Raw genomic sequence first — 20,502 nt, forward strand, 5'->3', positions numbered from 1 at the left:
CAGGGTCATTGATGCTCCGCTCAGGAACGGGAGGTGCGGTCACGGCGGCAGGGCCCGACCGCGTCGGACTCCCGGGCACCGAGGCCCGCAGACACCGACGCCCGCAGACACTGCGACTCGCGGTCAGGCGGCTGGTACGGTGCTCCCCCGGCTGGCGCGAAGCGCCGCCAGCTCGAGGCCGCGCTCGGTGCTCGGGAACCGTTCGGCGGCCGCGCGCACCTCGTCGGCTGGGAAGTTGGCGCCGAACAGCTCGCTGCCCGGCTGCAGCAGGAAGCTGTCGTGCAGGGTGCCAACGCGCACAGGGTCGAAGCCGGCTGCATCCACGAGCGCCGCCGCGGCTTCGACGTCGGCGGCGACGTCACCGGCGACCCCGATGCCGCGCCGGCCCGGGGCTCCGGCTGGGGCTGGCCCCTCGTCGAGGTCGTGGTAACCCATGTGGTTGAAGGCCTTCACGACGCGCGATTCGGGCAGCAGTTGCTGCACGAGCTCGCTGCTGGCGAGGAACGGGTCGTTGAGGTCGTCGCGGACGCCGTCGATCTCCCACCAGTAGTTCATGGCGTCGATGACGAGCTTGCCGCGCAGTGCGTCGCTCGGGATCGCCTCGTGGCCGTCGACCGGCAGCGCCTTGCCGAGCGGCAGGGCAAGCACGACGATGTCGGCCTGCTCGGCCACCTCGGCGCTGATGCCGGTCGTGGCACCCGGCACGAGCACGTCGATGATGAGGTCGATCTTGCTCGGCGACCCCGAGCCCGCGATGAGCACGCGGTAGCCGCGGTGGATGAGGAGGCGCGCGAGCACAGTGCCGACCTTGCCTGCGCCGAGGATGCCGATCGTGGGGAGCGTCGTGGTTGGCTGCATTCCCGCCGTCGTGGTGGTGTCGTGCTGGGCGTTAGACATTGATGGCCTCTTTCGCGAGCAGGGCCCGGACGCGGGGTGCGACCTCGGTGCCGAGGAGGGTAATGGTCTGCGAGCGCGCATCCGTCGGCAGGCCGATGACGTCGTACTTGAGGTCAAAGCGGCTGATGCGCAGGGCGTCGACCATGCGGACGATCTTCTTCGCGACCGTGTCCGGTGAGCCGACGAAGAGGGCGCCCGACTCGAGCTCCATGAGGTAGCGCTCCTTGGTGGGCGGGTAGAAGCCGCGCTCTCTGCCCATCATCTCAACCATGGGCTTCCACGCCTCCCACCACGTCTCGGCGGCTTCCGCATCGGTCTCGGCGACGAGGCCCAGCGCGTGCTGACCGACCCGGCCCGGGGGCATCCCGAACTTCTCGAGCGCCCGGTGGTAGAGGTCGACGTGGCCGGCGAAGCGCTCGGGCTGGCCGCCGATGATGGCGAGCATGAGGGGCAGGCCGTAGCGGGCCGCGCGCACGACCGAGTCGGGGCTGCCTCCGACGCCGACCCAGGTGGGGATGCCGCCTGGCCGCATGCGGGGGTGCAGGGTCTGGTCGACGAGCGGGCTGCGAACGGTGCCTGACCAGGTCACCGAGTCGTTCCGCTGCAACTGCATGAAGAGGTCGAGCTTCTCTTCGAAGAGCTGCTCGTAGTCGGCGATGTCGTAGCCGAAGAGCGGGAACGATTGGGTTTGGGATGCGCGCCCCACGACCATCTGCGCGCGCCCGTTCGAGAGGGCGTCGAGGGTGGAGAACTCGTTGTAGAGGCGCACGGGGTCGTTGGTGCTGAGCACGGTGACGGCGGACCCGAGGCGGATGCGCTCGGTCGCGGTCGCGATGCCAGCGAGGATCACCGGGGTCGCGGAGTCGACGAAGCCCTCGCGGTAGTGCTCGCCGATGCTGAAGACGTCGAGGCCGACCCGCTCGGCGAGGCGGGCTTCGTCGACGAGGAGGCGCACGGTCTCGGCGTCGGACATCGGGCGGCCGCCGACGTTGGGCACGTCGCCGAACGAGTTGAGGCCGATCTCGAACTCAAATCGGGCCGCATCCGCTGCATCGGTTGCATCCGCTGCGCTCATCGCGTCTTGCACGCTCATCAGGACCTCCAGGTAGTTGACGCGTCAATAATGCACCCCAGTAGTTGATGTGTCAACTATGTGGCATGATGGGCGCACGAGCGAGCGGAGCACCCCATGAGCAAGCAGCAGCGAACGCAGATCAGCGCCGAGGAATTACGCGTGTGGCGCGGGTTCATCGAGACCACCGGGGTACTCAACGCGCGCCTGGCGAGCCGCATGCAGAGCGAGTCGTCGATGTCGACCGGCGACTACAGCGTGCTGCTCGCGCTACGTGAGGCGCCCGGCCGTTCGCTGCGCTCGTCGGAGCTCGCGGCGTCAATCGGCTGGGAACGCAGTCGCCTCTCGCATCAGCTCGGCCGCATGGAGAAGCGGGGCCTGCTGCGCCGCGACCCCTGCCCTGAGGACACGAGGGGGTCGGTCGTGAGCTTGACCGAGGAGGGGGCGACGGCGTTCCGGCGTGGCTCGGTGCCGCACCTGTTGGCAATCCAGGAACTGTTCCTCGAGGCCCTCTCTCCCGAGCAGCTGGCGCAGGTCGAGTCGTTGACGGATGCGCTGCGCGGGCACCTGGGGCTCGACGAGCCGGAGGGCGGCCCTGAGCGTGACTGACGAGGCACGACTGTCGGGCGACGGCGTGCGGTTCGCGACGGTGGTCGTGATCGGAGCCGGCCAGGCCGGGCTGTCGGCGGGATTCCACCTGCAGCGGCGGGGATTCGCGAGCGCGCTCGGCGACCCCGCTTCGCGTGATGCCGCGCCCGACGCCCAGCGCACCTTCGTGATGCTCGACGCGAACCCGCGCGCGGGTGGCGCGTGGCAGCACCGCTGGGCGTCACTGACGATGGCGACGGTGAACGGCATTTTCGATCTGCCGACGTTCGCGCGGACCCCCGGCAGCGACGACGAGCCGAGCCGAGATGCGGTGCCGCGGTACTTCGCCGAGTTCGAGGATGCGCATCCACTGCCCATCCTGCGGCCAGTGCGGGCGCTCGAGGTGTCTCCCGCAGACGGCGAGCCCGGTGGGGACTTCCTCGTGCACACCGACACGGCGGGCACGTGGCGTGCCAGCGCGATCATCAACGCCACCGGCACCTGGAACAACCCGCTGCTCCCGCACATCCCAGGTCAGGAGACGTTCGAGGGGCGCCAGTTGCATACGCGCGACTACGTGTCGGCGGAGGAGTTCGTGGGCCAGCGCGTTGGGATCGTCGGTGGCGGCATCTCGGCCGTGCAGCAGCTCGAGGAGATCTCGCGCGACGCGACGACGTTCTGGTACACGCGGCGCGAACCGGTGTTCCTGGAGGGCGGCTTCACGCCGGAGGTTGAGGGGCGCCGCACCATCGAACGGGTCACCGCGGATGTGGAGGCGGGTGAGCCGGCCAGCAGCGTCGTCTCGTACACGGAACTCGGCTGGACGCCGTACGCGGTCGCGGCCCGCGATCGGGGCGCGCTCGTGCGCAGGCCGATGTTCACGTCGATCGAACCGGAAGGCGTGCGGGAAGCCGACGGCTCGTTGACGCCCGTCGACGCGATCCTGTGGGCGACGGGGTTCCGCGCCGACCTCGCGCACCTCGACGGGCTCGGGCTTCGGAACAGCCGCGGCGGCATCACCATGCGGGGCACGCAGGTGGCCGCCGACCCACGCATCCACCTCATCGGCTTCGGCCCCTCGCAGTCGACGGTCGGCGCGAACCGGGCCGGGCGCGATGCCGTTCGGGGGATTGAGAAATTGACACTTACTTCACCTTTGATACAACAAAAGTGAACAATGAAAGATAGTGAACCGGACATTCCCCGGTGAATGCAGAATAGCCCTGTTTTTACAGAGCAAAATGCCCGAAAGGCTAATGCAAATACTGCTCTCTGCGGGTTAGATTCGGTGCGTTGAACCGTTCAGACCCTGGGGGCAATCGTGTCGTCCGCCGTGTATCGACGTCGCCGCGCGGCGGTGCTCGGCGCGCTCGTAGCCGCCGCGGTCGTGCTGGTCGTCGCGACGAGCCTCGCCTCTCGCACCGGGGCCGAGTCGCGGATCTGCGAGGTACTTCGCGAGCACGCAGACACGAGCGCGGTGCTCGGTAGCCCGGTGGTTCCGTCGTTCCATGACGCGGAGAGCGTGGAGCGTCGCATAGAGCTCATGGACCTCGTCGACCCGCCGGCCTCCGCGAGCGAGGCGTGGGCGTCGTGGCGCGCGCATCTGGGGCGGGCGCACGCTGACTTGCAGGCGGGGGTGACGCAGACGCAGGGGCTGATCTGGTTCCCGGCGTCGCCCGCGGTCGCCCGGGCGGGGGCGGACGTCGCGGCCGTGTACTCGGCCTGCACGTAGCCGGCGCGCATCCGTTGACCAGGCTCGACGCGTACCGTCCCCGCATGACTACGCCACAGGATGTCTCCCCAAGTTCCGACGATTCGACGGGCGACGAGCGCCTGCACAAGCTCATCGAGGAGGTCGAGAGCGAGCACGGCGATGAGGGTGCAGCCGCGATGGCCGACGAATTGCGCGACCAAACCGAAGAGACGCAGCAGGAGAACGAGGATCCGGCCGAAGAACAGAACTAGGTGGATGCGCGGAGCAGTCACGCAGTCGAGGCACCTAGCCTCGACGCATGACTCGTCCCAGCGCCACCGAAACCGTCCAGGTCGACGACGAGCGATTCCGCGTCACCGAGTGGCGTTTCTCGCCCGGGGCGGAGACCGGGTGGCACACCCACGAGCTGCCGTACGTCGTCGTTCCGCAAACGACGGGCACCCTCACGGTAGAGACCTCCGAAGCCGAACCGTTCGCCATGGACTGCATAGCCGGTGTCAGCTACAGCAGGGCGCCGGGCGCGCACCACAACATTGTCAACGACCGCGACGAGGCGTTCACCTTCGTCGAGATCGAAGCGAAACCCGCGCCGGTGGCGTGAGGCTTGGCCCCGCTACTCCGTGGGGCGCTTCAGGACGTCCTTCGCGGCACGAATACCAACGCGCGCGCCGTAGAGCACGAAGCCGAGCAGGGCAGCGCAGCCGGCGAGGACGACGACGATCATGGCGGGCCCGGACAGCGGGAACAGCACGATCAGTCCGGTCACGAGCGCGAAGATGCCGGCGATCATCGTTGGCCGCTTCGATCGCACGTGCGCCGCACTCCACGCCACCTCGCTGGACATGGTGCTGGGAGTGCGGATGCCAGCGAGGTCGTTGCGCTTGAGCTGGCCGGATGCCGCGGCCTGGGCCATCCACATGACGAGGAGCCCGGAAGCGAGCATGACGATGGCGAGCACGAGCCTGATCGCGAGGGGAGCATCCATCTGCTCCACCCTAGGACAGACGACCGACGGGGTCGGAGCCCGCGGCCGCCATCAGCACGACACCCTCGCGACTACACCTGCTCGGGTCGGCGGATGGCTTCCGCTCCCCCGTCGATGAAGATGACCTGGCCGGTGACGTAGCCGTTGTCTGCGCTCGTGAGCCAGGCGAGCAGGTTGGAGACCTGGATGGGGTCGGCTGCTGGGCCTCCGTAGGGGGCCGGGGCACCCGCATCCAGTGCCGCGCGCCCCTCTTCGGTCTCGAGGGCGCCGGCGGTCATGGGCGTGAGGATCACGCCGGGAGCGACGGCGTTGAGTGCGATGCCGGCCTTCGCCCACTCTGCCGTGGGCGCGTGCTTCCGAACCCAGCGCGCGATGGAGAGCTTCGAGGTGGTGTAGAGCACTGAGGATCCGGTTGCGTTGGCGGTCGCGCCGAGCGAGTCGGCGTAGGCGAGGGCGGCGGCCTCATCGCCGGATTCGATGAGCTCAAGCAGCTTCTCGTCGACCTCTTCGAGGGCGGCGAGAGATGCGACGACGGCGGCGCGCGGGGCGTCCGACTTCGCGAGCAGCGGCCGGAGCCCCTCGAGGGTCGCGACGGCGCCGAAGTGATTCACGGCAACCGTGACCGGGGCCGGGACGACGAGGCCGGCGATGGCAAGGACGCCGTCGACGACTCCCCCGCTGAGTTCAGTGGCGCGGGTGACCAGCTCGGCGCGCCCTTCCTCGGTGGTGAGGTCGGCGTTGATGTCGGCGCCCTTGAGGTCGACGCCGATGACGGTGTGCCTGTCGGCGCGGAGCTTGTCTGCGGTGGCTTTGCCGATGCCGGAGGCCGAGCCGGTGACTACGTAGGTGCGGGTCATGAGGGGGTGTCCTTATCGTCGTTGATGAGCCAGGCAGGGAGGAGCGCAAGCAGCTGCTGCTGCACGCGCTCGGTGGGTTCGGGGGTGTCGCTGAGGAGCCATGCGGTGAGTACGGCGAGGGAGCCGCCCGCTACGTAGTCGGCGGCGACCTTCGGGTCGAGGCCGTCGGGGACAGTCAGCCGCATGGTGCCGAGGGCCTGCTCGGCGAAGGCCGCGCGCACGGCACGGGCCGCCTCGGCGGTGGTTCGGCTGCCGAGAACGCCGGCGTAGAGGGTGCGGCGCTTCGCGAACTCGGCGACGAGGTGCGAGGTGGTCGCTCGGGCCGTCTCGATGGGGCGCGCCGTCTCGCGCAAGCGCAGGTCGAGGGCTTCGATGTCGGTGAACACCTCGGTGAGGATTCGCACGGCGAGGGCGTCGAGGTCCTTGAACTGCGCGTAGAACGTCGAGCGGCTGACGCCGGCTTCGGCGACGATCGCCGGAACCGTGACCTCCTCGCCGCGGGCCGAGAGTCGTTCGACGGCGGCGACGATCGCGGCCTGCGTCCGTGCGGGACGCGGGTCGGGCGAGCGAGGTGTGGCGGTCGTTGGCACAGGACCAGCGTAGCAAGTTTCGGACTGTTGTCCAGAAAATCAGCTGCCCAGCACTCCTTGGAGCCACATCGGGTGGAACATCACTTGGCTCTTACGATCAGCCCTGTCCGACGGAACTCTTGTAGGCAACGAGGTCGGCGCTTGTTCTCGTCCGCGAGCACGAGCATCCACTCGTCGAACTCGAGACGGTCGGTTGCTCCGGCCGCCGTGGCAGCAGCTCGCATCTCAAGTAGCGCCGCCGCTGCAATCGGATACATGCTGACGTCGGCATGCTTCAGGAACTTCGTCACGAGTCGCCGGTAGTGGGGTAGCGTGTCGGCCGGATGCGTGCGCACCCGTGCTACGCAGAGCTGCTGCCAGAGCTTGTCCCGACCAGAAGGGCCGAGCATGTATTGCGGCTCGTCCGCCGGGTAGTGCTCAGTCGCGAACTGCCACGCCTCGTCGTCGCGGCCTTCCTCGAGCAGATATCTGATGAACGAGTCGCTAGCGCTGGCCGCCAGGTGCTTTTCGGCGAATGCACGCGCCGCATCCCAAAGACCCGCGGAGGCGGCCGCGGAGCGGTATCGCTTGAGCGACTCGTGGCTGGGAAACTTCCGGAACCAATCTCGTTGCAGTGTGACCTGAGCCGCCTGGTCGCCTCGCGACTGCGCATCCGCGATCAGGAATTCGAGTAGCCGCTCACCGCCGCCGTAGCTTCGATCGTTGACCTCGAGTCCCCGGCGAGCCCAGTCGACGGCATGGTCGTGGTGTCCAGCTTCGACGAGGTCAACGAGAAGCGGCGCAATCTGAAAGGCGTTCAGTGAGGGCCCGCCGTGGGCGGCGACGATGGCTTCGGCGTCACGATCGAGGACGGCGAGTCGCCGCAACGGGTAGCTACCGTACTCGCCGATGTCAGCCTTAGCGATGGCCGCTCGATACTGCTCGATCGACTTCGGAGTGAGCGCTGGCGCGTAGGCGACGATGTCTGGGTCGAAGAAATCCTGTTGCCCTCCGTACCGAAAGTTGATCAACCACTTCACGAGGCGCGTCTGCTGGGCCTGGGTAAGTGGCGGGCTGGAGGTGATTGTGGCCCGTTCGTGCGCATCCATCAGTTCGCCGACGAGCTGCGACTGGAGGCCTGACGAGTCGTCGGACCTGAGGATGGCGCGCGTCGCGAGGGTGAGCGCGCGTTCGATGATCGAGAGCAAGGCTGGTGTTGACTCCTCTGCCAGATTCCGGAGGAGTTCCACGACTTCTTCACCGTCGTCGGCATAGTCGTTTGCGTCGCGGTAGTCGTAGAACTGTCGTGTGGGCGTGAGGACATCGTTGACCAGTTCGAGCGCGGCCGAGAGCCGGTTGTCGTAGATACTTGCCACGCTGGTCCCGACTGGGGCGGTGCCCCGTTCCCGATGGCGTTCCATGCGCTCGTAAGCGCCTGGAACGTTGTCCGCGACGTCAGCCACCATGTCGAGAAGCTCAGCTTGGTTGAGTTGCCGCAACCAGGCGGCGAACGGGTCTGCGTCGACGGGCTTGATCATGGCAGCGATTCTGTCAGCCGGTGCATCCGATTGGGCAAGATCCGGCTTTGCACGGATGCGATACCTCGCGTTCCCCCACCCCGACAGTGATGTCGGTGGCTGGTCAGTCGCCCCAGGCGCCCGTCCCGAGGAAGCCGTGCATCCGCTCGAGGTGTGGCTCGAGGTCCCAGCCCTGCGCCGCAACCCAGTTGTCGTCGTAGTACGTGTTGGCGTAGCGGGCTCCCCCGTCGCAGATGAGGGTGACCACGCTGCCCTGCTCACCGGCGGCGAGCATCCGCGCGATCACCTGGAAGGCGCCGACGAGGTTCGTGCCCGTGGACCCGCCCGCCCAGTGCTGGGTGCGTTCGCGCAGGATGCGGATCGCGGCGATCGAAGCAGCGTCTGGCACCTGAATCATGTCGTCGATGACGGTCTCGATGAAGGACGGTTCGACGCGTGGGCGCCCGATGCCTTCGATCTTCGAGCCGCGGCCGGTGGCGTGGGTGCGGTCGCCGGTCTTCCAGGCTTCGTAGAAGGCGGAGCCTTCGGGGTCGACCACGGCGAGCCGCGTGTCGTGTCCGCAGTAGCGGGCGTAACGACCGAACGTGGCGGAGGTGCCGCCGGTGCCTGCGCTGACGACAATCCAGCTCGGGATGGGAAATCGCTCGAGCGTCATCTGCGAGTAGACGCTCTTGGCGATGTTGTTGTTGCCGCGCCAGTCGGTCGCGCGTTCGGCGTTTGTGAACTGGTCGAGGTAGTGCCCGTCGACGTCGGCGGCGAGGCGTTCAGCTTCGGCGTAGACGTGCAGGGGTTCGTCGACGAAGTGGCAGCGGCCGCCGTAGAACTCGATGAGTTCGATCTTCTCGCGGCTCGTGGTGCGGGGCACGACCGTCACGAACGGGAGGCCGAGCATGCGGGCGAAGTACGACTCGGAGACGGCGGTGGAGCCACTGGATGCTTCGACGAGCGTGGTGCGCGGCCCGACCTGTCCGTTGACGATGGCGTAGAGGATGAGGGAGCGCGCGAGGCGGTGCTTGAGGGAGCCGGTCGGATGCACCGACTCGTCCTTCAGGTACAGGTCGATGCCCCACTCCCGCGGGAGGGGGAAGACGTGGAGGTGGGTGTCGGCGCTGCGGTTGGCGTCGGCCTCAAGCATGCGGATCGCGTTCTGCATCCAGCGGCGGTCGGAGGAAGCGTCGTGGGGCATGAGTTCAGTATGACGGGGCTGGCGGTCACTCGGCGGGCGGGGTGCCCGCCGCATTCCGCGCGGCGCAGTCGCTCAACGTGACGAGGTCGGCGGCGCCGAGGCTCGGCCAGCCGTGGATCCGCTCGACGAGCGAACCGGGAAGCGCATCAGCGCCGGCGACTGCCCCGGCGAGTGAGCCGGCGATGGCCGCGACCGTGTCGGTGTCGTTGCCGCCGCGCACGGCGCGCTCGAGCGCATCCACTGCCGAAGTGGCACCTGCGACCGCGGCCAGTGCTCCTTGGAAAGCCCGGACGACCCATCCGTTCTGCTCGGAGAAGTCGCGCGGGTGCGCGCCTGGCGCGAGCGCCGCTTCGATGAATCTTCGCCATCGCTCACGCCGGTCGCTCTGGACGGCGTCGAGCTGCCCGAGCACGTCGAGTTCGCCGGTGACGATGGCGTGGCGGATGCTCAGGCACCACAGCACGCATGCGTCGATGTTGTCGTCTTCCCAGTGCGTGAGCTGCGCGACCCGGGTGGCGGCGTCCACGAGTGCGGCTTGGCGCCCGTGTCCGAGGTAGCCGAGTGGGAGCGGGCCTGTGCGCATGAGGGCACCGTTGCCGCCGCTGCGACCGGATCGCTCGTGAACGTTGCGCGCGGCTTCGCGAGCCCGCGATTCGGTGACATCGCCTTGGAGCGCCGACAGGACTGTGCGCGTCTGGGCACCCACGTCCTTGGCATCGCGCGCCCACTCGCGCCACGCAACGACAACCCGGGCAAGCGTGTCGGCCTCGTTCAGCGAGTCCCCCGCCGCGATGGCCTGGAGGATCGGCATCGCCATCGATGTGTCGTCCGTCCACTCGCCGACTCCGTGCCCGAACACCCCGACCCCGAACATGACCGGCGTCTCATCAGACAGTGGCGGCCCGAACTCGTACTGGGAGCCGAGAGCGTCACCGACAGCGGATGCGAGCACGGCGCCGCGGGCGCGGTCGAGTTGGGCTGGCGTGAGGGTCATGCAGCAATGATGACCAGCACAACCGACATTTTCGCTGAGGCGGAAGCCGTATACCCGTCCTGCCCGGATCGCGAGCCGAGCAAGGGCTGCAATTCGATCAGACGCGTCGCGTCGCCGGGATGGGTGAGTATATGAGCATGAGGTCTGTTCGAGTGGTCGCGGCCGTGTTCGTCGCAAGCGCTGCCTTGGTGTCGATGGCCGCGTGCCAGCAGCTTTCGCAGCTCACCAACTCCGGTGACCCAGCGACGTGGCGGCTCGTGGAGCCGTCCACGGTCTCCGCTTCGAGCGACGAGCTTCACATTGAGGTCACACGCCTTGGTTGCTCCGGAGGCGAGACCGGTGAGGTTCTCGAGCCGCAGGTCACGTACGAGGCGGAGCATATCGTCATTCGCGTCGACGTCGTGCCGGTTTATGGGCTTCAAACTTGCCCGGGCAACGATGCGGTTCCGGTCGTCGTCCAGCTCACGGAACCGATCGGTTCGCGCTCGCTGATCGACGGCGGGTGCGCACTCGAGGGCGTCGGCACGACTGTGGAGTGCGTCGATTCTGCGCTTCGCTTCGAAGGCGAGTAGTCGGAAAGGCAAGCAACCGCACGGGCGGGCCTCAGCGTTTCCTCGGCACCAGTATCCCGACCGCGAAGAACCCGGCGAGCACCGCGCCCCAGATGATCGCGGCGATCACCCCACCGACGAGGAACGGGAAGTTCCAGATCGCGATGACCAGCACCAGGACGAGCCCGATGCCACCGGCTAGCGACGCGACAGTGACCCACGACGAGGCCGTGCCCTCGGCCGCATCCCGTTTCAGGCGTGCTCGGAAGGCGACGACGGCGAAGCTCGCGAGGGTCATCATGACAATGACACCCACCGCGCCGGCGCCGGAGTACCAGGTGTAGATCTGCAGCACGGGGTCGAGCTGAGCGAGCGCGGAGACGACGACCACGATTGCCGTAATGATCGTCACCCACAGGGATGCGCGTGACGGCGCCGAGTGATTCGGGTGCACGGCGGCGAGGCTGCGCGGGAGCACGTCCCGCTCCCCCAGCGTGAACAGGTAGCGGGTGACGATGTTGTGGAACGCGAGCATGCACGCGAACATGCTCGTCACGACGAGCACCTGCACGATGTCGGCCATGATCGGCGCGACCACGTCGCCGGCAAGGCCGACGACGACGCCAGCCGGGTCTTCGTTCGAGAGGGCAACCGCGTTGTCGGCGCCGAGGCCCGCGATGACGAGCCAGGACGAGACGAAGTAGAGCGCACCCACCGCGATGACGGCGATATAGGTCGCGCGGGGCACGGTGCGCTCGGGGTCACGGGCCTCGTTGCGGAATACGGCGGTCGCCTCGAAGCCAAAGAAGCCGAGGAACGCGAACAGCAGGCCGAGGCCCGGCGTGCCGGAGACGGCCTCGCTCACGCTGAACGGCAGCGTCGTGAGCTCGCGCCCGGATGCGAGCACGCCCACGTCGATGACGATGACCGCGACGACCTCGAGCACGAGCACGACGCCGAGCACCTTCGCGGAGAGGTCGATGTTGCGGTAGCCGAGGAACCCGACGATCGCGATCATGAGGCCCGAGATCAGCCACCAGGGCACCTGCATCCCAGTCCACAACTCGAAGAGGTTGCCTGCCTGCACGCCGAGGTAGCAGGTCATCGAGACGGTGAGCAGTACGTAGGAGAGCAGGGCGATGGATGCGGTACCCAGCCCCAGGCGTCGCCCGAGTCCGCGGTCGACGTACGAGTAGAAGGCGCCCGCGTCGGGCACGTGCGGGGTCATCCACGCGTAGCCGACTGAGAACAGCAGCAGGATCGCGGTGGCGACGAGCACCATGAGGGGTGCGCCGACGGAGCCGGAGACGCCGAAGATGATCGGGAAGTTCGCGGCGACCACGGTGATGGGCGCGGCGGCCGCGATCACCATGAACACGATTCCGGGCACGCCGAGCTTGCGGGTGAGTGTCTGCGTCAAGGGTGGGGTCCTCTTCTCGGGCGAGCTGAGACGGGGGCGGGCTCGCGCGGGTACCTGAGAACTGTAGTGGGGTTGGGCGCACACGGATGCGCGGAGCCGAGTAGTGCGCGCTGGGGTTCGGGCTCTTCCGGCGCCGTGACGGACGGCTGCGGTGAAGAAGGAGGCGTCAGTCGACTCTGAGGTTCCCGACGACGCCGCGATCGGGAGCGTCCGGCCCGCGTGGTGGAGTCCGGCCGGCGGTGTCCGCGCCCCCTACCCGGTTGCTGCGTTCGGTGAGGGCGACGAGTGCCAGGTGTCGGTCGGCACTCCAGCAGACGACGCGCCCCTTCTGGTCCGTGTTACGGGAGAGCACCCCGGCGTCGCACAGCTGCGTCAGAGCTTTGTGGGCGGCAACGTTGGACACTCCGTAGGCGGCAGCAACGGAGTCGGCGGTGACAACTGGCTCGGTTGCCAGCCGGCCCAGGATGCGCAGCGCGACCGCGTCGCGCCTGGGGCGTGCGGGCGACAGTCGCTGCTGGGTGCGCCATTCGATGAGCTGCTCGAGAGTCTCGGCGTCGAGTCGTTGCACGTCGTCCGCGAGCCGAACTGCATTGGCGGCCGCCAGCTCCGCGGCCTCAGAGAACGCGATGATCCATTCGTCGACGCGTCCCGATCGGTACTCGGTGAGACCGTCGATGTACGCGTTCTTGGCGCCCGCAAAGACCGTGCTGATGGGGATGAGGATGTTGCGAAGGGCATCCGCGCGCTTGAGGACGGTGTGGATGAGGGCACGGCCTGTGCGCCCGTTGCCGTCGACGAAGGGGTGGATCGTCTCGAACTGCGCGTGCGCGATGGCGGCGCGCACGACGGGGTTCCCGTCGGTGGCGGTCACGAATTCGGACAGGTTGCCGATGAGGCGACGAACTTCCGTTTCGGGCGGCGGGATGAAGTCGGCGCGGAGGGGTGAGTACCCCGGGCCGCCGACCCAGTTCTGCTCGGTGCGGATGCCGAGCGTGAGGCTGGGTTCGATCGTGTGCTGGAGCGCCTCGATGTCGGCGACGCGGATGGGTCGCGTGTGATCGGCGAGGGCGGCGATCGCGTCTTCCGTGGCGCGTACGTTCGCGACCACGTCGAGCGCGACGGGCTTGCCTTGGCGCAAGAGCTCGGCGATTGCGAGGCGCTTTGGCGTGACGCGGTTCCCTTCGATCCAGGATGAGGAGATGCTCTCGGATCGAATGAGCAGGTGGTTGAGGAATTGACCTTTCGTTCCTACCCGCTCGTCTGCGCGAGTGAGCGCCTGGAGCGCGTCCTGCGCGGCGCGTTCGGCTGCTGCGGAGAGAGGCGCAAGGTCGGGGTCGAGTTCGTCGGGCACGAAGGCGCGGTAGCGGCCGCCTGCGCGGTCTTTTCGGCTCACACCAAAGGTGTCCTGTGGTTCCCAGATTTGATCGACGTAGACCATTGGCCACTCCTCTCCACGATTTGGCGCGAGAGCCCTTGCATAACTTTAGAGTGTTTAAAGTTAAAAGTCACGGCATTGTGTCCAAGGTTCCGTCTGGGAAGGCCCTGGCGGCCGCAGGTCAATCGTCGGCATCCCGTTGGCCTCTGCCCCCATCTTGGCGAGCAACTCGAGCATGTCTTCCTGGCGCGGCTGACCGAGCGTCAGCCGGTACATCGTCAGCGCTTTCCGCAACCGCTCGTACTTCACCGCGTCGCGGCTGAGCGGGTACTGAGCGATCACACGGTGGATGCGTGCGTCTCCCGGGTACATCCACCACGGCGAGAACTCACCCAGGCCGTTATCGACGTCCTCGGCCGCTTCGAACGCGGCCCGCCAGGCGCGCGCATCCGTCGATGCGAGGGCATCAGCCCAGTGCGCGGCGGCGACGTTCTTGCGCACGGCGTGGCCGGCGAATCGGTTCACGCGCCCTTCACGCTGCTCGAAGTCGACGGGATTCGACGGCAGGTTCCAGTGGACAACGGAGTGGCTCCACCAGTGGAAGTCGATGCCCTCTTGTCCGACGCTCGTCGAGGCGAGGACGAACGGCGCGAAGGGGCTGTTAAAGGCCCCTCGCACCTCGCCCTGGCGGGCACCGGTCTTCGCATCCGCGTCGGTGTTCTGCTTGCCTCCGTAGCGCAGCGCGAATCGCGCCGTCAACGGGATATCTTCTCGCTCAAGGGTGGTGTCGTGGGCCACGTACCGAGCTGGGCGCAGCGTCATCGCCTCAACCGCGCGTCTGGCCAGAGCGAGCAAGTCATCGTCCCCAGCCTCTTCTCCACCGTTCTCGCTGTGCAGTTGGAAGAGGTACTCGTCGAGCACGGCGCGCAGGTTGCCGTCGGCGCAGTAGTCGAGCACTCGGCGCCACTGCGTTTCGTCTGGGTCACGGGCGCCCTCCCCGTTCCTGGCGTACAGGGTCTCGAGCAACGCGATGCTCTCCGGTCGATTGAAGAGTGAGCGGATGCCCTCCGCGAGCGCGAATGCCGCCCGCCATGCGCCGCCCTCAGTGACGAGGGGCCCGGCGACCGACCAGATCGCACCGAGAGCAGCATTACCGGGTGCGAATGCGGCAAGGCGGGCAAGGTCAGTTCCGCCAACGCTCGGGTCCGTCGCGGCCCCGTGGGCGCGACCAGCCACCTCGTCGCTGGTCTCGCGCCCGCGGGTTGCAGGGCCAGCCGTCCGAGCGAGGTCCAGCGCCTCCGCGACGTGCAGTGTGAGTCCCTTGGAACCACGTTCGGTCCCACGGAGTTCACCTTGCCCCTCGCCATCGTCGCCTGGGTCGTGCAGTTCGCGGATGAGGCTCGACGCCGAGGCTGAGGAGAGATCGCTGGGCACGGCGCCGGGGTAGGCGAAGTAGGCGTTTGCCCCGGTCGCGGAGCTCCTCCCGGCCAGTCTGCGTTCGACTTGTTCGAGCAGCTCGTCTGCCCCGAGGAGCGCCCCAGCGGAGCCTGCGAGCGCAGTTTCCGCGGAGCGTGCCCCGGCGAGCGGGTCGCCGATACTGGCGAGGGCGGGATGCGGCCAGAACAGCGCAAGCGTGGACATCGCGGCGGGTCGCTCGCCCTCGCTGAGGTTGTAAGCGAGCCGTCGCGCGGCGACTCCCTTGCGCCCGTCGGCGGAGTTCTCGCGGAACAGCGAACGCTCGCCTGCCATGTGCCGCTCGGCTTCGTAGCTGAGGAGTCCAGCGACGGCGCCAGGCACGGCGGACCAGGCCGAGAAGATGACCTGCTTCGTCACCGAGCCGTCAGCGAAGGGCTCGTAGACCACGCCCGGAGTCACGTAGGGCATCGTCGGCGGCACCCACAGTAGCCGCCACCAGCCGCGACCGACGGTGTCGTCGGCGAGGGCTCGCAGGTGGCTGTTGCCGAGATCCACGGGCTCGAAGCGACGCAACGCGTCCGGGTCGAGAGAGCGAGTCGCCCCGAGCGCGGCTGCAATGGCGGTGTGGTCGATGGTCTGCGAGCGGCGAGTGGATGCGCAGCTTTCGACCACGGCGCCCTCGCCGTCCGACGCGCGCTGGGTCGCCTGCACACCTTGATCGGCCGGGGCGTCGCCCCCGGTCGAGGCGTTGGTGGCAGCCGCCGCCGGAGCAGCATCCCGAGCCGCGGTGAGCCGTGCTGCTGGCTTGTAACCGTCCATGAAGTTCGAGAAGTACGGGATCGACTTCCAGTACTCGAGATCGATCGGTGCCTGGAGCGCGCCACCAAGCCTTTGCAGGGTCACCCAATCACGAACGTCGGCGGCGGTCGGGTCTTTGGAACCGAGGTGCCTGACCTGCACGAGGTCCTCGCGCTCGCCGAGTGCGGGCCGTTCCGAGCGGGTCATCACGGGGCGCAGCGCAAGACCGACGGCGGTGGCAGCGGCGGCGGCATCTCCCCCGCTCGTCAGCGCCTGACGGTACGCGGCGAGGGCATCGGCGACTGGCGCATCCGCACCCGCCTGGCCCCCTATGAGGAAACGGATCGTCGCGAGGAAGTCGGAGCTGTGGTCTTCGTCGTCCTCGGCGTTGGTGAAGGGTTTGTACGGGGTGGCCGAGAGCAGCAGCACCTTCGCGGCTGGGTGCTGGAAGAGGGCGTCGGCGAGTTCGCCCGCTTCGCCGCTCTCCGGGTCCAGGAGATGCTTGAAGCGCTGGAACTCGTCGAGGATGATGAGGTCGGGTTGCAGGGTGTCGACGCCGGCCTTGCCGAGCGCGTGGCGCAGCTTTGCGATGGAGTTCTGCACGCGGTTCCAGATCTCCGAAGGGATGCGCTCAAGGCCGCTCATCTCGTCGCGGAGCTGCTCGAAGCGGGCCAGCTCGCCTGAGTGCTTAATGTCGGCGTGAAAAGCGGCCGCGATGACCGCATCGGGTGGACCGTCCAGCTCGTGCTCGAGCCAGTCGACGCGTCGCGCGAAGGCATCCGGAGTCTTGACCGTTCCGGTGAACATCACCCGCGTCGCCCTGCGCTGCGCTGCATCCGCCCCCGTCAGGTGGTCGAGCATGACGGCCAGCATGGCGCGCTCGTCGGCGTTGCCCTGCCGCCAGCCGCCGCCGCTGAAGGACGTTCCGGGGGTGAAGGAGACGAGGTTGACCTTTGATTCGCCGGCTTCGCCGCCGTCGAGTTTCTTGCTCTGCTTCGCGAGCAGTGTGAGCCGCGTCGTCATCTCGATCTGCGTCTCACCGGTGACGTTGAGGCGCTTCAGGTTCTGTCTGGCGAGGTCCTGGTTGCTGCACACGTAGACGATGTCGATGCGTGGGATGCGCCTGCGTTCGAGTTCCTCGATGCTGCGCGCGACGACGCCTCGGGCGATGATGCTCTTCCCGAGGCCGGTCTCGTCGGCGATAAGGAAGCGCCCGGATGCATCGGCGCTCTCTGCGCCGTAGAAGCGGTCGATGACGTGGGCGACGGCGTCTCGCTGAAAGCCCTTGAGCCCGTCCATCACGGCGTTGGCGTCGACTGCGCTCATGACGTGGCTCCCGTGAGTTCGAGGTGCGCGGCCCACACCTGGTTCCAGAGGCTGTCGAACCCTGGAGGCATCATGGCTTGGTCTTCACCGTGGCTGGCGAGGTAGTCGATGATGCGCTTCGCGTCGGCGAGCCCGTCGTGTCCGGCGGCGACGGCGCGGAGGAGCGCTTCGAAGAGTCCGGCTCCCTCGACCGCATCGCTGCCGGCCGCGGTGCCGAAGAAGCCCGTCGCGCCGGTCGCCGCGCGGGTGGGCATCGCGACGCCCGAGAGCTCGAGCAGGAGGGTGAGGAGCCGCACGAACGATGCCCGGTCGGTGAGCTGGCTGGCGATGATCGCGTCGCGCCGCTCGGCGATGTCTCCCGCAAGTTGGGCCACCACGATGGTGCTGCGTTCTCGTCCGTCGGAATCGCGTGCGGTGAGCACCACGAAGGGGCTGATCTCGGTGAGCGCCACCTCGTCGAGCGTCTCTCCGTGCGGGTTGGCGAGGGTCGATGCGGCCCCCCGCAGGTCGGGTCGTGGCAGAAGGTGCCACTGCAGCGTCGCTCCAGCCTTTGCGATGCGGCGTTCGAATGTTGCCCGGTCGTCATCGTCGAGCTGGACGCGCAGCCAGTACGGTCCGTCGCCGCCGATTTCGATGTGGATGCGGAGACCCGCGAGCCCGCGTAGCAGGTGCTCGAGACGAGCCTCGGCCGCTTCGTCCTCGGGCTCTGCTTCGCCGCCGTCGCTCTGGTAGGGCTCGATGAGGTTGCCGAGGGCCGCGAGGGTAGCGTCGACACCGAGCACCGAGGTTTTGCCGATGAGCTCGACCATGACTTCCACGTTTGTCGCCCAGCCGGGGCTGGTGGCGTTGGCGGAGCCGAGGAAGACCCGCGAGGTGTGGTCGCGGTCGACGATCACGACCTTCGCGTGCAGCCCGACAAGGCGGTCGGCCGCGCGCACGGGCCTGGCGGCGACGACCGAGGCGGGAGCTCCTGGGTTGTTGTCGGCTGTGTGGTCGTCGGCCCCGTCGTCGTGGCCGGCCTCGATGTCGACAGTGTCGTTGGCCGCACCGTCGAGCACATGCGTCTGCAGCTTCGAGCTGCTCAGCGTCGCGGGCGCGAGCCGGTCGATCGTCTCGGCGCGCGAGACGAGGTGCGTCTCGCCCCCGAGGTCGCCGCGGAGCGCGGCGAGGCCGTCGTCGGTGACGAACGGCGAGACGACGAGAGCGCGACGCCCGGGCAGCTCCGGACGGGTGGAGGCGCCGGCTCCGAATCCGAACGCGTGAAACGCCAGGTCTCGCACGCCCGTCGGCAACTCCCATTCAACGGTGGTCCAGCGGTCGGCGAGCGCGTCGATGCGGGCGACGCGTTCTCCGGCGACGGGGTGCACGGCGAGCTTCGGGAGTGTTCTGAGGAGGGTGACGAGCGGTTTGTTCTTGCGCCGCGCATCCAGTTTCTTCCCCGCCGGGGCAGGGGTGCCGTCGAGGCGCACGAGGGTGTCCCAGCTGCGGTCGGCGGTGAGGTTGCGGCTGGCGCAGAGGAACCGGTAGCTGCGGTGCTCACCTGCCGCATATTCGAGGTACCAGACCTTGGGGTGGAAGATCCCTCGGCGGGCTGTGACGGGGTGGAGCATCGGCTCGAGGAAGGCGACGAGCTTGCTGGTGGTGCCCATGGAGATCTCGCCGGCTTGAGCGAACACGTCGATGCGGTCTGCGGCGCGGCGGATGGCGTTGAGGATGCCGAGCTGGTCGTCGGCGGCACTCACTCGGTGCGAGGCGAAGGAGAGGGGAACCGTGAGTGCGGTGGCGAGGTCGAGGGTGAAAGTGGTGCCGACGGCGTGGACAAGCTCGTAGCCGGGTGGTGGGGCGAGCTGCTCGGTGAGCGCGGCCCGGGTCTGGGGTTCAAGCATCGTTCGCTCCGCTCTGCACGTTGAGGCCCGCGTGCAGGTCGACGAGCATCCGTCGCACGCTGTTCCACCTGTAGGCGAGGGCGCCCGCACCGGATCCGCCGCTCCAGTTCACGAGGCGCTTGGGGTCGCCGACGCGGGCTTGAGCGCCTTTGCTGTCGCGTTCGCATTTGATGACGAGTGCTCTGGCTTCGCCGTTGTCGGCGAGCTCGTCGAGTGCGCTGCGACGAAGCAGCTCGGTCCAGGCGGTGACGAAGCGGCTTGTGCGCGCCGAGACGGGCTGCTCGCGCTGCAGCCCGACTCGGTGGATGAGCTCGGCGACATTCCAGGTGTCGAGGTTGACGTGTTCCGGGAGCGTCGAGGCCCAGGCGGTGAGGCGATGCCGGTAGTCGTCGACCGGGTTGGCGACGGCGTCGTAGCGGGCGGCTTCGTAGGCCTCGGCGAGCAGGAGGTTGTAGAGCAGTTGGGCGCCGTGGACGACGGCCGAGAATGCGCGTGCGTGGTCGAGGACCGCGCGCGCGTCGCCAGAAGCGCGGAGCGCGGCGGGGTCTTCCCAGGGGGCACGGCTGTCTTCGCCTGGGCCGTCTAGCGCGAGGTGCGCGAGGAGTGTCCCGGGCGTCGTGGTGAGGATGCGTTCGCGGAGCCATTCCGCTTCGTCGCGGCGGAGCGCGAACCCGCCCGGAAGCTCTTTTGGGAAGCCTGGCGGTGGTTTCGGGATGCTGGTGTGCCAGGCGCTGTGCTGGGTTCCGGCTTCGTCGAGGTCTCCCCCGCCGTTGGCGGCCAGGTGCTCGGCGAGCGTGTCTGCTCGGGATGCGCTGGGGTCGTTGCGGATCTGGAGGCGGCCGAGGATTCCCCAGTACATCGACGACGGGAGGGTGCGCACTCCGGTGCCGGCGGTCATGCCGATGAGGCCGCTGTTGTCGTCGGTCTTCCTAATCGCACCGATAAGCGTGCGTTCGAGGTTGTCCGCCTCGGCGGCAGGGTTGCTGTGGGTGGATGCGCGTGCGTAGACCCACGGCACGAGCAGGAGATAGCGGGCTCTCGTGTGGAGAACTGAGGTTCCCGGGAAGAGCATGTCGCCAAGCGGGTCGCGGATCGCGCTGAGCCCAAGCTCGTCGCGGCTTTCGCGATCGGTGAAGAGGCCAATGATGTCGCGCATGCGACGCTGCTCTTCGGAAGACGCGTCGAGCCAGGCGATGGTGGAGGGCATGAGTTCATTGTCCCGCTGAAAGGCCTGCAGCGAGGAGTTAGTGCGTGCGGACTGATGCCTCCTTCGCTCGAAGCGCGGCCTGTCACGCCATTCGTCGGCGGTAGGTGGTGGTCCTGAACACGC

At 68.1% G+C, this 20,502-nt stretch carries 19 protein-coding genes; 6 read left to right on the forward strand and 13 right to left on the reverse strand.

All coding sequences use genetic code 11. The features are described 5' to 3' along the window. Positions 1–123: 123 nt before the first annotated feature. Together ACPYN9_RS13280 and ACPYN9_RS13285 are read right to left on the reverse strand one after the other, a co-directional pair. Positions 124–897 (reverse strand): NADPH-dependent F420 reductase, encoded by a 774-nt coding sequence (locus ACPYN9_RS13280; RefSeq protein ID WP_424467015.1) that lies wholly within the window; start codon positions 895–897, stop codon positions 124–126. Further along, entirely contained in the window at positions 890–1,990 is a 1,101-nt protein-coding gene (locus ACPYN9_RS13285) for an LLM class flavin-dependent oxidoreductase (RefSeq protein ID WP_424467016.1), read from the reverse strand. Before ACPYN9_RS13285 ends, ACPYN9_RS13280 begins: the two co-directional genes overlap by 8 nt. Before the next feature lie 96 nt (positions 1,991–2,086). On the opposite strand from ACPYN9_RS13285, the gene ACPYN9_RS13290 reads away from it, so the two are divergent. The 5 genes from ACPYN9_RS13290 to ACPYN9_RS13310 all read left to right on the forward strand — a co-directional run bounded on the left by ACPYN9_RS13290 (position 2,087) and on the right by ACPYN9_RS13310 (position 4,872). Beyond that, positions 2,087–2,578, forward strand: coding sequence for a MarR family winged helix-turn-helix transcriptional regulator (locus tag ACPYN9_RS13290; RefSeq protein WP_424467017.1), 492 nt, complete (start codon positions 2,087–2,089; stop codon positions 2,576–2,578). Then, complete coding sequence (locus ACPYN9_RS13295; protein WP_424467018.1) at positions 2,571–3,731, forward strand: NAD(P)-binding domain-containing protein; 1,161 nt, start codon at positions 2,571–2,573, stop codon at positions 3,729–3,731. The genes ACPYN9_RS13290 and ACPYN9_RS13295 overlap by 8 nt, the downstream gene beginning before the upstream one ends. Before the next feature lie 147 nt (positions 3,732–3,878). Further along, on the forward strand, positions 3,879–4,289 hold the full coding sequence (locus tag ACPYN9_RS13300; protein ID WP_424467019.1) for a hypothetical protein: 411 nt from the start codon (positions 3,879–3,881) through the stop codon (positions 4,287–4,289). Between the two features lie 44 nt (positions 4,290–4,333). Beyond that, positions 4,334–4,522: a hypothetical protein gene (locus tag ACPYN9_RS13305; protein ID WP_424467020.1), complete on the forward strand. Its 189-nt coding sequence runs from the start codon at positions 4,334–4,336 to the stop codon at positions 4,520–4,522. Positions 4,523–4,569: 47 nt separating this feature from the next. Continuing rightward, entirely contained in the window at positions 4,570–4,872 is a 303-nt protein-coding gene (locus ACPYN9_RS13310) for a cupin (RefSeq protein ID WP_424467021.1), read from the forward strand. Positions 4,873–4,884: 12 nt separating this feature from the next. Here ACPYN9_RS13310 and ACPYN9_RS13315 read toward each other — a convergent pair whose 3' ends face one another. The 6 genes from ACPYN9_RS13315 to ACPYN9_RS13340 all read right to left on the reverse strand — a co-directional run bounded on the left by ACPYN9_RS13315 (position 4,885) and on the right by ACPYN9_RS13340 (position 10,400). Beyond that, positions 4,885–5,256 carry an SdpI family protein gene (locus ACPYN9_RS13315; protein ID WP_424467022.1) on the reverse strand — a complete coding sequence of 124 codons (372 nt, stop codon included), beginning with the start codon at positions 5,254–5,256 and terminating at the stop codon, positions 4,885–4,887. A 71-nt stretch (positions 5,257–5,327) separates the two neighbouring features. Further along, positions 5,328–6,113: an SDR family oxidoreductase gene (locus ACPYN9_RS13320; protein ID WP_424467023.1), complete on the reverse strand. Its 786-nt coding sequence runs from the start codon at positions 6,111–6,113 to the stop codon at positions 5,328–5,330. Then, positions 6,110–6,703: a TetR/AcrR family transcriptional regulator gene (locus ACPYN9_RS13325; protein ID WP_424467024.1), complete on the reverse strand. Its 594-nt coding sequence runs from the start codon at positions 6,701–6,703 to the stop codon at positions 6,110–6,112. The genes ACPYN9_RS13320 and ACPYN9_RS13325 overlap by 4 nt, the downstream gene beginning before the upstream one ends. An 80-nt stretch (positions 6,704–6,783) precedes the next feature. Further along, positions 6,784–8,220, reverse strand: a complete 1,437-nt coding sequence (locus ACPYN9_RS13330) for a hypothetical protein (RefSeq protein ID WP_424467025.1) — start codon at positions 8,218–8,220, stop codon at positions 6,784–6,786. A gap of 103 nt (positions 8,221–8,323) precedes the next feature. Further along, a complete protein-coding gene (locus ACPYN9_RS13335) occupies positions 8,324–9,406 on the reverse strand; it encodes a PLP-dependent cysteine synthase family protein (RefSeq protein ID WP_424467026.1) in 1,083 nt (360 codons plus the stop codon). A gap of 25 nt (positions 9,407–9,431) precedes the next feature. Next, on the reverse strand, positions 9,432–10,400 hold the full coding sequence (locus ACPYN9_RS13340) for an ADP-ribosylglycohydrolase family protein (protein WP_424467027.1): 969 nt from the start codon (positions 10,398–10,400) through the stop codon (positions 9,432–9,434). Between the two features lie 137 nt (positions 10,401–10,537). On the opposite strand from ACPYN9_RS13340, the gene ACPYN9_RS13345 reads away from it, so the two are divergent. Beyond that, positions 10,538–10,972, forward strand: coding sequence for a hypothetical protein (locus tag ACPYN9_RS13345; protein ID WP_424467028.1), 435 nt, complete (start codon positions 10,538–10,540; stop codon positions 10,970–10,972). A 31-nt stretch (positions 10,973–11,003) separates the two neighbouring features. On the opposite strand, the gene ACPYN9_RS13350 is transcribed toward ACPYN9_RS13345, so the two are convergent. From ACPYN9_RS13350 to ACPYN9_RS13370, 5 genes are all read right to left on the reverse strand, one after another. Further along, positions 11,004–12,371, reverse strand: a complete 1,368-nt coding sequence (locus ACPYN9_RS13350) for an APC family permease (protein ID WP_424467029.1) — start codon at positions 12,369–12,371, stop codon at positions 11,004–11,006. Positions 12,372–12,537: 166 nt separating this feature from the next. Beyond that, complete coding sequence (locus ACPYN9_RS13355; protein ID WP_424467030.1) at positions 12,538–13,809, reverse strand: Fic family protein; 1,272 nt, start codon at positions 13,807–13,809, stop codon at positions 12,538–12,540. A 60-nt stretch (positions 13,810–13,869) separates the two neighbouring features. Continuing rightward, on the reverse strand, positions 13,870–17,286 hold the full coding sequence (locus tag ACPYN9_RS13360) for a helicase-related protein (RefSeq protein WP_424467031.1): 3,417 nt from the start codon (positions 17,284–17,286) through the stop codon (positions 13,870–13,872). Beyond that, complete coding sequence (locus tag ACPYN9_RS13365) at positions 17,283–19,172, reverse strand: phospholipase D family protein (RefSeq protein WP_424467032.1); 1,890 nt, start codon at positions 19,170–19,172, stop codon at positions 17,283–17,285. Before ACPYN9_RS13365 ends, ACPYN9_RS13360 begins: the two co-directional genes overlap by 4 nt. After that, positions 19,165–20,379, reverse strand: a complete 1,215-nt coding sequence (locus tag ACPYN9_RS13370) for a DUF6361 family protein (RefSeq protein WP_424467033.1) — start codon at positions 20,377–20,379, stop codon at positions 19,165–19,167. The genes ACPYN9_RS13365 and ACPYN9_RS13370 overlap by 8 nt, the downstream gene beginning before the upstream one ends. Positions 20,380–20,502 lie beyond the last annotated feature (123 nt).

The sequence above is a fragment of the Pseudoclavibacter helvolus genome (assembly GCF_049707175.1).
GTDB lineage: Bacteria > Actinomycetota > Actinomycetes > Actinomycetales > Microbacteriaceae > Pseudoclavibacter > Pseudoclavibacter helvolus_A.